Raw genomic sequence first — 13,971 nt, 5'->3', positions numbered from 1 at the left:
ATGACCGCGACCGTTCCACCGGAACGCCGGATGGCGAACGACATCGCCGTGAACCTCGGCCATCTGCCGGGGGACCTGGCCGCCGAGGCGATCGCGGGCCACATCGGCCGGTTCTGGGACCCCCGCATGCGCTCCCGGCTCCTCGCGTACGCCGACGCCGGAGCCGACGGGCTGCATCCCCTGGTGATCGCGGCGGTACGGCTCCTGCGCTGAACGCGGCCGCGCACGGCAGGAGGCGGGACACGGCCGGCTCGGTAGGCTCTGGGTGATCACGGGGCCGCCGGTCGGTCCGTCCGCGGTGCCGGTGCGCGGCGCGAGCGAGAGAGGAGTCGTTCATGCTGTTCCGGCAGCTCGAATACTTCGTGGCGGTGGCCAGGGAGCGGCACTTCGCGCGGGCCGCGGAATCCTGCTACGTCTCGCAGCCCGCGCTCTCGGCGGCGATCGCCAAACTGGAGCGGGAGCTGAACGTCACGCTCATCAACCGCGGACACAACTACCAGGGACTCACCCCCGAAGGCGAACGACTCGTCGTCTGGGCCAAGCGGATCCTCGCCGAGCAGGACGCGTTCAAGGCCGAGGTGGCCGCGGTGCAGTCGGGCATCACCGGGACACTCCGCCTCGGGACGGACCCCACGGCCTCGACGACCCTGGCGATGCCCGTGGCCGCGTTCTGCGCGGCGCACCCGCTGGCCAAGGTGCAGGTCCGCTCCCGCCTGTCGACGAAGGAACTCCACCGCCAGCTGCGTGACTTCGAGCTGGATGTGGCCATCGCCCACTTCGATCCGGGCGACCAGGAGGGCCTTCAAGTGGTGCCCCTGTACCAGGAGAGGTACATGCTGCTGGTCTCGGACGACCAGCTGATGTCCCAGACCGCCACGATGACGTGGGCCGACGCGGCCCAGCTGCCGCTCGCGCTGCTGACCCCCGACATGCGGATCCGGCAGATCGTCGACGGGGTCTTCGCGGACAAGGGCTTCGTGGTGACCCCCCAGGTGGAGACCGACTCGATCGCCTCGCTCTACGCACATGTCGGCGGCGGTGAGTGGGCGAGCATCGTTCCGCACACCTGGCTGCGCGCGATGCCGGTGGTCGGCCGGACGCGCGCGCTGCCGCTGGTGGACCCGGAGGCGGGCGCCCAGGTCTCGGTGGCGATCCACGCGGCGACCCCCGGGTCGGTCGCCGCCCGGGCCTTCGTGAACGCGGCGACGGGCCTGGCGCTGGACGACTTCTTCGGGCAGCCCCTGCCGAGCGAGCACCGCGTGCGCTGACACGGCGGACGGCACGGGAGGCGGCCATCAGCGAACGTACCGGGCCTCGACCGCGAGCCGGTCGAGGCCGCCCTTGGCGGTGTGCGGCAGCGCGGCGACCAGCTCCAGCCGCTCGGGCACCTCGAAGGCCGCCAGCCGGTCGCGGCAGTACCGCAGGATCTCGTCCGGACCGACGGTCTCCCCCTCGCGGATCGCGACGGCGGCGCCGACGCGTTGCCCGTACACGGGGTCGGGGACGGCGAACACGGCCGCCTCGGCGACCCCGGGACATCCGGCGAGGACGTCCTCTACATGTTCGGGGGAGATCTTCTCGCCGCCACGGTCGATGATGTTGTCGATCCGTCCCGTGAGGGAGAGACAGCCGTCGATGTCCAGGAACCCGAGGTCGCCAGTGCGCAGCCAGCCGGCCGTGAACCGTCGTGCTGTCCGCGCCGGTTCGCCGAGGTAGCCGCGGGCGACCGTGGGACCGCGCACCCACACCTCGCCCTGGACACCGTGCGGGCACGGCCGCCCGTTCCGGTCGACCACCCGCACCTCCACCCCGGTCGGCCTGCCGACCGACCCCTGCCTGAGGACGCCGTACTGCGGCAGCGGCTCACTGGTCGCCTGGTGCGTGGACTCGGTCATGCCGTACGCCGAGAGCAGCGGCGCGCCGAACGTGCGCTCCAGGGCCCGTTGCGTGGCCGGGTTCAGCGGGGCGCTGCAACTGCGCACGAAACGCAGCGGCGGCACCCGCGGTCCCGGGTGCTCGAACTCCGCCCGGTCGAGCAGGATCTCGTGGACGGTCGGGACCGCGGTGAACCAGGTGGCGTCCGCGGCCCGCAGGTCGTCCCAGAACGTCCGCGCGGAGAACCGCCCGCGCGCGGGCAGCAGGACACATCCCCCGCCGGCCAGGGACGCCAGCAGCGCCGCGAACAGTCCGTGACCGTGGAAGAACGGCATCACCGCCACCGTGGCGTCGCCGGGCCCCAGCGCGTACGTGGTGCAGATGGCCCGTACGGACGCGGCGACGTTGGCGTGGGTCAACGGGACCATTCTGGCCCGGGCTGAGGTCCCGGCGGTGTGCAGGACCAGGGCGTCGTTCGACGTCAATTCCCGTCCGACACCCCGCACTTGACGAACCGACGCGCCGGTGTCGAGGACGACCGCCGCCGTCCCGGCCCACGAGGCGTCCACGCGCAGGGGCCAGGTGGGAACACGCGACGGTGCGACCCGCGGGGCGTCGGCCGGGGCCGGACCGACCAGGACCGCCGGTGCGCCGAGCGCGTCGAGCCGGGCGGACAGTTCGGGTTCCGGCAGGGCGGGGTCCAGCGGCACGACGACCAGCCCGGCCCGCGCCGCCCCCAGCAACGCGACGACGAATTCAGCGGTGTTGGCACCGATCAGACCGATCGGATCTCCGCGGCGCAGTCCGGTGGCGCAAAGGCGCGCGGCCAGGTCGTCCGCCAGCGCGGCGAGGGCCCGGTACGAGAGGTGCACACGGTCCCCGGTGACGATCAGGGCCCGGGCGTACGGGCGTTCGCGGACCTGCCGGTCCAGGAGATCGGCGAGTCCCGTGACCGACGGAGGCCGGTATCCGTCGGCGTCGCGCACCCGAGCCGCGGCCGCAGCGGCCATGACCGCACCCCCTCACACCAGGTCCGATGAAGCGTCGTACGCCCGACGCGGCGGGCCACCGCTTCGGCGAAGCGGTCCCCTGCGAGCCTGCGGCGGCACTCGGTGCACGTCCAATACGTACTGGCGAACGGCTGATAGCAGCTGTCTATCAAGGGAGTTGTGAGGCCTGGACCTGCCGTTCGATAGACGCTGTTTATCGGCTGGTCGCCGATGGGTCTTGGACGCGGGCGAGCGGGCTGCGGAAGGTGGGAGGAGCAGCCGCACCGGCAGGACCTGCCCAAGGAGGACCTCGGACCATGACCGCCCCCTCGACACTGGAGACCGCGGCGAACGCCGACGTGCCGACCGAGCTCACCGACGGGTACCACCTGGTCGTCGACGCGCTGAGGATGAACGACGTCGACACCATCTACGGCGTCGTCGGCATCCCGATCACCGACCTGGCCCGCCTCGCGCAGGCGCGGGGCATCCGCTACATCGGCTTCCGGCACGAGAGCAACGCGGGACATGCCGCGGCGGCGGCCGGCTACCTCACGAAGAAGCCCGGCATCTGCCTGACCGTGTCCGCGCCGGGCTTCCTGAACGGTCTGGTGGCGCTGGCGAACGCCACCACCAACTGCTTCCCCATGGTCCAGATCTCCGGCTCCAGCGAACGGCACCTGGTCGACCTCAAGCAGGGCGACTACGAGGAGATGGACCAGCTCGCCGCCGCGCAGCCGTTCTGCAAGGCCGCCTACCGGGTGAGCCGCGTGGAGGACATCGGCCGGGGCATCGCCCGCGCGCTGCGCACCGCGGTCTCCGGGCGCCCCGGCGGCGTGTACCTCGACATCCCCGCCGCGGTGCTCGGCTCCATCATGGACGCGGAGGCGGGCGCGAAGACCCTGAGCCGCCTCGTCGACCCCGCCCCGCGCCAGCTGCCGGGGCCCGACGCCGTCGACCGCGCCATCGAGCTGCTCGCGGGCGCCGAAAGGCCGTTGGTGGTACTCGGCAAGGGAGCCGCGTACGCGCAGGCCGACGACCGCATCCGCGAGTTCGTCGAGTCCACCGGAATCCCCTACATCCCGATGTCGATGGCCAAGGGCCTGCTGCCCGACGACCACCCGCAGTCGGCGGCCACCGCCCGTTCGCTGGCCCTGAAGAAGGCCGACGTCGTGATGCTCGTCGGCGCCCGCCTCAACTGGCTGCTGAACCACGGCGAGGCACCGCAGTGGAACCCCGACGCCCGGTTCGTCCAGGTGGACATCGAGGCCAGGGAGATGGACAGCAACCAGCCCATCGCGGCCCCGCTCGTCGGAGACATCGAGTCGGTGCTCGACGCGATCGCCGAGCGCGCCAAGCCCGGCCGGATCGCGGCGCCCGCCGCCTGGCGCGAGGAACTGGCCGCGCGGTCGGCACAGAACGTCGCGAAGATGGCGGAGCGACTCAAGGCGGATCCGCACCCCATGCAGTTCATGGGCGCGCTGAAGGCCGTACGTGACGTCGTGCACGAGCGCCCGGAGACGTACATCGTCAACGAGGGCGCGAACGCGCTGGACATCGCGCGCAACGTCATCGACATGCACGTGCCCCGGCACCGCCTCGACAGCGGCACATGGGGTGTCATGGGCATCGGCATGGGCTACGCGATCGCCGCCGCCGTCGAGAGCGGCTCCCCGGTCGTGGCCGTCGAGGGCGACAGCGCCTTCGGGTTCAGCGGCATGGAGCTGGAGACGATCTGCCGCTACAAGCTCCCCGTCGTCACGGTCGTCATGAACAACGGCGGTGTCTACCGCGGCGACGACGTCAATCCCCTCGACGACGCCCCCTCGCCGACCACCCTGATGCCGGCGGCCCGCCACGACCGGATGATCGAGGCGTTCGGCGGCAAGGGCTACCGCGCGACCACGCCCGCCGAGGTCACCGCCGCCCTCACCGAGGCGCTGGCCTCCGGCGGTCCCTCGCTCATCGACTGCGTGATCGACCCCTCCGCCGGGACCGAGAGCGGCCACATCGCGCACCTGAACCCGAAGGGCATCACCGGCGGAAACATCACGCCGGCCCGGAAGTGAACTCCGAACTCCCCTCCCGCACGGCCGACTTCAGCACCGAGATCATTCACGAGAAGGAATCCACCATGAGTGAAAAGCCGCTCGCCGGAATCAAGGTGATCGACTTCACCGGCGTCCAGGCCGGTCCCGCGTGCACGCAGATGCTCGCCTGGTTCGGCGCCGACGTCATCAAGGTCGAGCGTGTCGCCGGAGGCGATGTGACGCGCCGTCAACTTCGTGACATCCCCGACCTCGACGCCCTCTACTTCACCATGCTGAACAGCAACAAGCGCTCCCTGGCCATCAACACCAAGTCCCCCGAGGGCAAGGAGGTCATGGAGAAGCTGATCCGCGAGGCCGACCTCCTGGTGGAGAACTTCGCGCCGGGCGCCATGGACCGCATGGGCCTCGGCTGGGACCACATCCACGCGCTCAACCCGCGACTGATCTTCGGCTCCGTCAAGGGCTTCAACGACGACTCCCCGTGGAACGACCTCAAGGTCTACGAGAACGTCGCCCAGGCCGCCGGCGGCGCCGCGTCCACCACCGGGTTCTGGGACGGACCGCCCACCATCAGCGGCTCCGCGCTCGGCGACAGCAACAGCGGCATGCACCTGATGATCGGCCTGCTCACGGCGATCATCCAGCGCAACGCGACCGGGCTCGGCCAGAAGGTCTCGGTGTCCATGCAGGACGCCGTGCTCAACCTGACCCGGGTCAAGCTGCGCGACCAGCAGCGCCTGGAGCGCGTCGGGTACCTGGAGGAGTACCCGCAGTACCCGAACGGCGAGTTCGGCGACGCGGTGCCGCGCGGGGGCAACGCCGGCGGCGGCGGACAGCCCGGCTGGGTCCTGAAGTGCAAGGGCTGGGAGACCGACCCCAACGCCTACATCTACTTCACCGTCCAGGAACAGAACTGGGTCCGCACCTGCGAGGCCATCGGCCGTCCGGAGTGGGCCGAGGACCCGGAGTACGACACCGCCCTGGCGCGTCAGCCGCACATCATGGACATCTTCGGCGAGATCGAGAAGTGGCTCGCGGACAAGACCAAGTACGAGGCGGTCGACATCCTGCGCACCTTCGAGGTGCCGTGCGCGCCGGTGCTCAGCATGAAGGAGCTCGCCGAGGACCCCGACATGCGCAAGAGCGGCACGATCGTCGAGGTCGAGCAGAAGGAGCGCGGCACCTATCTGACGGTGGGCAGCCCGATCAAGTTCTCCGGGTTCAAGCCCGAGATCACCGGCGCACCGCTGCTCGGCGAGCACACCGACGAGGTGCTCGCGGACCTCGGCTACGACGCGGACGCCATCCGCAGGCTGCACGAGGGGAAGGTCGTCGCCTGACCCCGGCGGCCGACCGCCTCGCCACACCCGAGTGCCCCGCGAACGGCGTCCGTTCGCGGGGCACTTGAGTGCGGGGAGGCACTCGGGCGTAGGAGCGGCCCTCGGTCGGCGAGGGGGCGCCGGGCACCCCTCGCTTCACGGGATCACGGGATCACGACGGTCACACCGTCGCGCGCTCCGCGCCGGCCTCGGACCGGCGCCGCATCATCTCCCGCTCCCGTGCGCGCCGCGCGGTGACGTCCCGGATGACGGCACCGACGTAAGAGGCGCCGTCGCTCCCGGCCAGGAGCACCACGCTGAACTCGATGGACAGCGTCCTGCCGTCCGCCGCGAGCGCGGGAACCGTCAGGAGGTCCGCCTCGCCGTACTTGGTGGCACCGTTCTCGATGGCCGTGCGGAAGCCGTCCCCATGACGCCGACGGTGCTTCTCCGGGATGATGACGTCCAGGCTGCGGCCGTCCGTTTCGGCCGCCGAGAACCCGAAGATGCGCTCGGCGCCCCGGTTCCAGTAGCGGATCAGGTTGTCACTGTCGACGATCACCACTCCGTCGGGTGCCTGGGAAGCCATGCCCAGCACCACCGCGGGATCCAGATTCTCCATGTCGCCTCCGAACCGGGGCCATTGGTGGCGACAGTATACAGAATCCAGTCCGAAGTTCCCTTGCCGCGGCGGCACTTGACGGCGGTACGCGGTCACCGCGCGCCGTCGCCGGAGAGGGACTCCGGCGCGACGTCACGTCAGCCGTCCGCTCCGAAGTGGCTGTTCGTGGTCTGCCCGTCGTCCGTGAGCGCCGCGGCGACGCAGCGGAACACCCGTAGTCCCTCGGCCCATTGCGCGGCGGTCGGCGGCAGGACGTCCACCTCCCAGCGGGTGCCGTCCGCGCGGCCGGCGGACGTCAGGGAGTTCCGCATGACCTGCTGCGAACACAGTGTCCGTACGTCGGGATGCTTCGCGAGATCCCTCGCGTTGTACGTCATCCCGTCCTTGGGCAGCGGGGCGATGGCGAAGGTCTCCCACACATGCTCGATGTGACAGTCGGCGCGGCTGACGGTGATCGTCCCCGAGATGTCGGTGATGCCGCTCCAGCACTCGGCGCTCGTGACGCAGCGGCCGCCCACCCCCTCGACACCCGCGGCGACGCAGCCGCGAGAGGTGGTCCGCACGCCGCCGAAGGCCGCGTCGCCGCCCGGCGAGCCCTGGCCCGTGGCACTCGGGGACGGGGACCCGGAGGACGAGGAGTCGGGGCTGCCCGGCGACCCGTACTCATGGATCACCAAGGTGACGGACACGCCAACGGTGACCACGGCCGCCAGCACGCCGATCAGTCCGGGCCGCCACCGCGAAGACCTGCGGTCGCCGGGCTCCGCGACCGTGCTCGCCCCGCCGGGCGGCGTGTACGGAGTGGGCGGCGCGTCCCGGTGCGCGGGAACGGCGGTGGCCATGCGGGGCGCCGGCCCGAACGCGCCCCCATCGGTGCCGTCGATGTCCACCGCGGCCAGGGCGTCCCGCAACGTACCCGCGTCCGACATCCGGGACGCCGGATCCGTCGCCAGGGCGTGTCTGAGCACGTCGTTGAGGGCGCTCGGGACTCCCGGCAGATCGGGGTAGGGCCAGGTGTGCCGGACGATGAGTTCCGGGAGGCTGAGCTGGGTGCCGTCCTCGGGGTGATGCGGTGGACGGCCCCGCAGGAGGGCGTAGAGCGTCGCGGCGAGTGAGTACACGTCGCCGGTCGTCGTGGGTTCGGCCAGGTGGAAGGCCTCGGGCGGCGCGTACGCCGGAGTCAGCGCCTCGCGTGTCACCGACAGTTCCCGGCCGGGCCTGGGGATGGCCGCCAGACCGAAGTCGGTGAGGGCCGCGGCCCCGTACCGGTTGACCATGATGTTGCCCGGCTTGATGTCGCGGTGCAGCACCCCGAAGGCGTGCGCCGCGGCCAGCGCGTCGGCGATGCCCAGCCCTATGTCGCGGGCCTCCTTGACGGTGAGCGGTCCATGGCGGTGCAGGCGTTGGCCGAGCGAGCCGCCGGGACACAACTCCATGACCATGTACGGGCGGTCGTCACCGAGGACGCCCGCGTCGTAGACCGGGACCACGTGCGGATGCCCGGACAGCCGGCCCGCCGCCGTGACCTCGCGCAGGAAGCGCTGCCGGTCACGGTCCGAGGCCAGCGCCCTGCCGTCCACCTTCAGCGCCACTTCCCGGCCCACCGCCAACTGGTGTGCCCGGTAGACCGTGGCGAAGCCGCCCCGGCCCAGGACTCCCTGGATCTCGTATCCGGAGAGTGCCACGTCTTCGTACCGCATGGTGCTGTCATCCCCCAGCGCGCAACTCCCCACGGCAGAACGTCAGACCGGGGACCGCGCCGACTCTAGCCCAGTCGTGCGAGCCGGAGGGTCCCGTCGCTCGCGCGGTCGCCGGGAGAAAAGGAGGAGGCGGCCGCCCCCCGGCATCATCCCTGCCGGATCCCTGGTCAGCTGGGGGTGTGGACCCCGTCCAGTGCCACCGACAGGACGCGGTCGCGCTGGGCGTCGTCCAGGAAGTTCGTCGCCGTGATGCCTGCGACCATGCGCAACAGGTCGTCGAAGGTCATGTCGGTCCGCGCCTCGCCCGCCTTCTGCGCGCGCTCGAAGAGGGGGCCGCCGGCCGCGTACATCGATTCCCGGCAGGCCAGGAAGATCTCCGACTCGTCGTTGAGAGCCTCGCGGATGGCCCGCTTCGTGACCGTGTAGTCCACGAAGCGGTGCAGCCATGACGTCAGTGCCGCCCACGGTTCCTGGTCGGCGACCTCCTCGGCGACCCGGCACAGATCGTCGACCTCGCCCGCGTAGACGCTCTCGAAGAGATGGCGGCGGGTCGGGAAGTTCCGGTACAGCGTGCCGATGCCGACGCCCGCGCGACGGGCCACGTCCTCCAGGGACGCCTCCGCGCCGCTCTCCGCGAACGCCTCGCGGGCGGCCGCCAGCAGCGCGTCGTAGTTGCGGGCCGCGTCCTTCCGATGCGGACGCCGGGACGCGACGATCTCGCTGACGGGGAACGGCTGTGCCGTCACTGCTGCCTCCCGGCTGGATCGAGGTTGAAGCGGAGGTATGCCTCCGCTACAGTGGAGGGGTACCTCCACTTTACCAGTCGGGGTGCGCTCGCCGTGGACGCGTGCGGCCGCACGCGGAGCCGACGCGTTCGCGCCCCGCCCTCGCATCCCGGCGGACCGTGCGGTGACCGCACCGCACAGGCCCACCCCCCCGACCGTCCACTCCGCGACCGCCCTCGCGGCCGTCGGCGTGCCCGACGCTTCCCCGCAACCGCCCGTCCCGTACGACCGTGGCCCCGACGACCTCGGCCGCATCCTGTCCGGAGAGGCTCTTCATGCCCCGCACGTCCACCCGTCTCACCTTCGCGGTCCTCGCGACCGGTGCCGGTGTGTTCGCCATGCTGCAGTCGCTGATCGCGCCGGCCCTGCCGACCGTCCAGCACACGATGCACACCTCGCAGTCCACCGCGACCTGGGTGATGACCGCCTATCTGCTGTCCGCCTCGATTTTCACGCCCATCCTCGGCCGGGTCGGCGACCTGGTCGGCAAGAAACGCACCCTCGTCGCCGTACTCCTGGCGGTCCTCGCCGGCTGTCTGCTCGCCGCGCTCGCGCCCACCATCGGCGTCCTGATCGTCGCCCGGGTCGTGCAGGGCATCGGCGGAGCCCTGTTCCCGCTGTCCTTCGGCATCATCCGGGACGAGTTCGCCGCGTCCGAGGTGAGCGGCAGCATCAGCAACCTGTCCGCCGTGATCGCCGCCGGCGGAGGAGTCGGCATGGTGGCGGCCGGTCCGATCGTCACCGCGCTCGACTACCGCTGGCTGTTCTGGATCCCCGTCGCGGTCGTCGCGGTCACCGCGCTGATCGCCCTGCGCTACGTCCCCGAGTCGCCCAACCGGGCCCAGGGGCGGGTCAATTGGCTCGGCGCCGTGCTGCTGTCGGGCTGGCTCGTGGCGCTGCTGCTGCCGCTGAGCCAGGCGACCCACTGGGGCTGGGGATCGGGCAAGGTGATCGGTCTGTTCGCCGCGGCCCTGCTGCTCTTCGCGCTCTGGCTCGGCTCCGAGGCCCGCTCCCGCAGCCCGCTCATCGACCTGCGCATCATGCGGCTGCCCGCCGTGTGGACCACCAACACCGCCGCGCTGCTGTTCGGCGCGGGCATGTACGCGATCTGGTCCTTCCTCCCCGGGTTCGTCCAGACCCCGAGCTCCGCTGGCTACGGCTTCGGCGCGAGCGTGACCGCCGCCGGACTGCTCATGCTGCCGATGCTGATCGCGATGTTCTGCTCGGGAGTGCTGAGCGGCCGGCTGGAGCCCGTCCTCGGCGCCAAGAAGCTGCTCGTCGCCGGTGCGGGGCTCGGCGCGGTCGCGTGCGGATTCCTCGCACTCTGGCACGACCGGCCGTGGCAGATCGCCTTCGCGGCGGGCGTCTTCGGCCTCGGCATCGGACTCGCCTTCGCCGCGATGGCCAACCTCATCGTCGGCAGCGTCCCGGCCGAACAGACCGGCGCCGCGACCGGGATGAACGCCAACATCCGCACCATCGGCGGGTCCATCGGCGCCGCGGTGACCAGCGTCCTGGTGACCGGCCGGCTCCAGTCCTCGGGCCTGCCGCACGAGTCCGGGTACACCCACGGGTTCACCCTGCTCGCCCTGCTCTGCCTGGCTGCCTCACTGGCCGCGCTCCTCGTGCCCGTCCAGCGCGCGGTACGCCTCTCCGGCGCGCCCCGGGCTTCGGGGCGGACCGTGAGCAGTGCTCCCGGTGCCGGTGAGGGTGCGACGGCCGAAGCCGAGGCCGTCGCACCGGGTGCGCGGAACTGACCGTGCTCGGAACCGACGATACGGGGATACGGGGATTCGGGGGACGGGAGCGGCGCTTGGGCCCGACGCGGTCAGGTCCGGCGCCGCCCCGTCCCGGGGTGCCCTCGCCGAGCAGGGTCCTCTCAGTCGTCGGTGATGAGTTCGGCGAACTCGTCGAGCAGGGCCGAAGCGGCGGTCACATCGCCCGTGAGGGGGCGGTCCCGCATGTCCGGGTCCAGGGCCGCCGCCGCGCGGAGGTAGGCACGGCCCGCCGGGGTGTCCGGAGCGGGAGGCGTGCCGCGCAGTCGCAACGCCCTTACCGTCGCTACGAGTTCGCAGGCCAGGACCAGCCGGTAGGCCCGCGCCAGCCGCAGCGACGTGCGGGCCGCCTGGGTCGCGAAGGTAGCCGCCTCCTCCATGCCCTGGGACAGCACCACGTGCCCGAGCGCGGCCGGGGCGGCGCACGCCTGTACCTCGGCGAGGGCGGACGCGGCGCTGTACTCCAGGATCATCATTCCCGACCCGGCCGAGGAGTCGTCGGCCAAGTAGGAGCTCAGTCCGGTCAGTTCGGGGCGGCCGAGGGCGGACAGCCGGGCCGCCGAGAGCCGGGCCGTGCCGAGCACGGCGAGGCCCAGCCGGTCGAGCGCGAGGGTGAGCGGCGCGGCGAAGAAGGCGCCGTGATGCCGTGCGACGGGGTCGCCCGTGGTCTCGTCCCAGCCGATGAGGGGGTTCTCGGTGGCGGAGTTGAGATCGATCGACAGCACCCGGTCCAGATCGGACCACGCCTCCGTCGCGGGTCCGTGGGCCTGGGGAAAACAGCGGAAGCCGAAGGGGTCCTGCACCCGTGCCGCCACTCCGCTCGACGTCCCCGGTACGACCGTTCCGTTCCCGTCGGGCACACCGAGCAGTCCCCGGACCTGGGCCGCCGCCAGCCCGACCGCCGGATGCGGATGGGCTCGGTGGACCTCGGGCGCGTACGGCTCCAGGGAGCCGCCGACCGCGTGCAGGGAGAGCGCCGCCACCACGTGCGCGGCGCGCAGCGGGACGCCGAGGTCGTGACAGGCGAGCGCGGACTGTCCGAGGGTGAGGGCGTTGCTGCTCAACAGGGCCAGTGCGTCGCCTCGTTGAATGGGCAGAGCCGCCGGGAACGGGCGGTCCGGGAGCGGGCTCTCGGCGAAAGGGCTCCCGGGGAAGGGACTAACGGAGTCCGTCCGGTCCCACAGCCAGGTGCCGTGGCCGAAGAGGGCGAGCCCCAGCTGGGCCAGCGCCGTGAGATCGCCGGTGCCCACGGACCCGTACTCGGGCACCAGGGGATGCGCTCCCGCCCGGAGCGCGTCCGTGACAGCCACCGCTGTCTCGGGGCCCAGTCCCGATCCACCCGCGAGGAGTTGGTTGGCCCGCACGACCATCATCGCGCGGACCTGGCGGGCGGGCAGGGGCTCGCCCACGCCGCCCGCGTGACTGAGCAGCAACCGCAGATCATGGCCCGCGCCGTCGTGTTCCTCGACGGCCAGGCCCCGGTGCGCTCCCACGCCGGTACTGCGCCCGTAGACCCGGGCGCCCTCCGCCGCCAGCCGGCGCGCTGCGCGCCGGGTGTGCTCCATCGCCTCAAGTGCCGCCGGATGCGGGGGCGGAGGCGTCGCTCCGTCGGCGATCCGGGCCACCGTGGCGGCATCGAGGCCCTCGCCGCAGAGGGTGGCACCGGGCCCTGCGACGGTGAACTGTGTTGTGGTGGGCGGTGGGGCGCTGGTCAGTGCGGCCCTGGGCGGTGCGGCCTTGCCGACCGTGCCGCCGATGGCCGCGTCGGCCGTGTGTTCGAGCATGACGGACGTTCACCCCCCAGCCGTGCGCCGTCGGAAAGCCGGGCCGGGGAGCACGGCTCCCCGGCCCGCAGGCACCCGTCGACCGGCTGCCGACGCCGACGTCAGCTGAGTCCCGCCGAGGACAGCCACGTCTTCGCCACGTCCAGCGGGTCCTTGCTGCCGTCCTGCACCTCGCTGTTGAGCTTCACCAGGGTTTCGGTGTCGAGCTTCGCCGAGACGTCATTGAGGACGGAAACTCCGGCCGCGGGCAGATCGCTCTTGTATGTCAGCGGAGTTACATTCTCGAACCCGAAGAGATTCTTCGGGTCCTGAAGCACGACGAACTTGTTCTTACTGATTCCAGGGTCAGTCGTGAAGATATCCGCGGCCTGGATGTTGTTGCCCTTGAGGGCCGCCACGGTGAGCGGGCCGCCCGCGTCCAGTGCCTTGAAGCTCTTGAATTCGAGACCGTATACGGACTTCAGGCCCTTCAGACCCTGCTGCCGGGTCTGGAATTCGGGGGAGCCGCCGATGACCAGGTCCTTCGCCGCGTCGGCGAGGTCGCTGATGGTCGACTTGTCCGTGAGGCTGTACTTCTTCGCCGTGGCCTCGTTGAGGGCGATCGCGTCCTTGTCCTGGGCCTCGGACGGGGTCAACAGGGAGAGCTTCGCGTCGAGTTTGGCCGATATGGCCTTGCTGGTCTCCTCGACGGTCGTCGGGGCGGCCTTGGCGTCCAGGTAGGCGAGCAGGGCGCCGTTGTACTCCGGCAGGACCGTGATCGTGCCGTTCTTGATCAGGCCGTATGTGGTCTCGCGACTGCCGATGTTCAGCTTGTAACTGACCTTGACGCCCTTGGATTTGAGGGCCTCGCCGTAGATGTCGGCGAGCAGGATGCTCTCCGGGAAGTTGTTGGAACCGACAACGACCGTACCGCCCTTGGCGGCGCCGCCCTTCAACGGGTCGTCCTTGCCGGAGTCGTCGGAGGAACCGCAGCCCGTCAGTGCGGCCGCGGCCACAACCAGCAGGGAAACAGCGTAGGTTGCGGAGATTCGAGTGCTTCTGGCAATGGTCACGTTGGTCATCCAGACTTGG

The 13,971-nt window shown here is 71.3% G+C and carries 11 protein-coding genes; 5 read left to right on the top strand and 6 right to left on the bottom strand.

Annotation, left to right across the window (positions count from 1 at the left end; all coding sequences use genetic code 11):
- Together ABZX90_RS22320 and ABZX90_RS22315 are read left to right on the top strand one after the other, a co-directional pair.
- On the top strand, positions 1–213 hold the full coding sequence (locus tag ABZX90_RS22320; protein WP_351119071.1) for a formate dehydrogenase subunit delta: 213 nt from the start codon (positions 1–3) through the stop codon (positions 211–213).
- A gap of 122 nt (positions 214–335) precedes the next feature.
- Positions 336–1,268: a LysR family transcriptional regulator gene (locus ABZX90_RS22315; protein ID WP_351119073.1), complete on the top strand. Its 933-nt coding sequence runs from the start codon at positions 336–338 to the stop codon at positions 1,266–1,268.
- A 27-nt stretch (positions 1,269–1,295) separates the two neighbouring features.
- On the opposite strand, the gene ABZX90_RS22310 is transcribed toward ABZX90_RS22315, so the two are convergent.
- On the bottom strand, positions 1,296–2,885 hold the full coding sequence (locus tag ABZX90_RS22310; RefSeq protein WP_355207271.1) for a FadD7 family fatty acid--CoA ligase: 1,590 nt from the start codon (positions 2,883–2,885) through the stop codon (positions 1,296–1,298).
- A 296-nt stretch (positions 2,886–3,181) separates the two neighbouring features.
- On the opposite strand from ABZX90_RS22310, the gene oxc reads away from it, so the two are divergent.
- A complete protein-coding gene (oxc, locus tag ABZX90_RS22305; RefSeq protein WP_355207269.1) occupies positions 3,182–4,933 on the top strand; it encodes an oxalyl-CoA decarboxylase in 1,752 nt (583 codons plus the stop codon).
- 65 nt (positions 4,934–4,998) lie between these two features.
- Entirely contained in the window at positions 4,999–6,255 is a 1,257-nt protein-coding gene (gene frc, locus ABZX90_RS22300) for a formyl-CoA transferase (protein ID WP_351119077.1), read from the top strand.
- Positions 6,256–6,415: 160 nt separating this feature from the next.
- Here frc and ABZX90_RS22295 read toward each other — a convergent pair whose 3' ends face one another.
- From ABZX90_RS22295 to ABZX90_RS22285, 3 genes are all read right to left on the bottom strand, one after another.
- Positions 6,416–6,856, bottom strand: a complete 441-nt coding sequence (locus ABZX90_RS22295; protein WP_355207265.1) for a PAS domain S-box protein — start codon at positions 6,854–6,856, stop codon at positions 6,416–6,418.
- A 137-nt stretch (positions 6,857–6,993) separates the two neighbouring features.
- Positions 6,994–8,556: a serine/threonine-protein kinase gene (locus tag ABZX90_RS22290; RefSeq protein WP_355207262.1), complete on the bottom strand. Its 1,563-nt coding sequence runs from the start codon at positions 8,554–8,556 to the stop codon at positions 6,994–6,996.
- Positions 8,557–8,723: 167 nt separating this feature from the next.
- Entirely contained in the window at positions 8,724–9,302 is a 579-nt protein-coding gene (locus tag ABZX90_RS22285; protein ID WP_355207260.1) for a helix-turn-helix domain-containing protein, read from the bottom strand.
- A 314-nt stretch (positions 9,303–9,616) separates the two neighbouring features.
- Here ABZX90_RS22285 and ABZX90_RS22280 point away from each other — a divergent pair, with 314 nt between their 5' ends.
- Positions 9,617–11,098 (top strand): MFS transporter, encoded by a 1,482-nt coding sequence (locus ABZX90_RS22280; RefSeq protein ID WP_355207257.1) that lies wholly within the window; start codon positions 9,617–9,619, stop codon positions 11,096–11,098.
- Between the two features lie 122 nt (positions 11,099–11,220).
- Here the strand turns inward: ABZX90_RS22280 and ABZX90_RS22275 are convergent, their stop codons facing one another.
- Positions 11,221–12,900, bottom strand: a complete 1,680-nt coding sequence (locus ABZX90_RS22275; protein ID WP_355207254.1) for an aromatic amino acid ammonia-lyase — start codon at positions 12,898–12,900, stop codon at positions 11,221–11,223.
- 101 nt (positions 12,901–13,001) lie between these two features.
- Positions 13,002–13,961, bottom strand: a complete 960-nt coding sequence (locus ABZX90_RS22270; protein ID WP_351119083.1) for an ABC transporter substrate-binding protein — start codon at positions 13,959–13,961, stop codon at positions 13,002–13,004.
- Positions 13,962–13,971: the final 10 nt, after the last annotated feature.

Origin of the sequence: Streptomyces sp. NPDC002935, from assembly GCF_040611295.1 — a bacterium.
Lineage (GTDB): Bacteria > Actinomycetota > Actinomycetes > Streptomycetales > Streptomycetaceae > Streptomyces.
The sequence above is the reverse complement of the archived record's forward strand: the minus strand, read 5'-3'. Positions and strand labels throughout refer to the sequence as shown.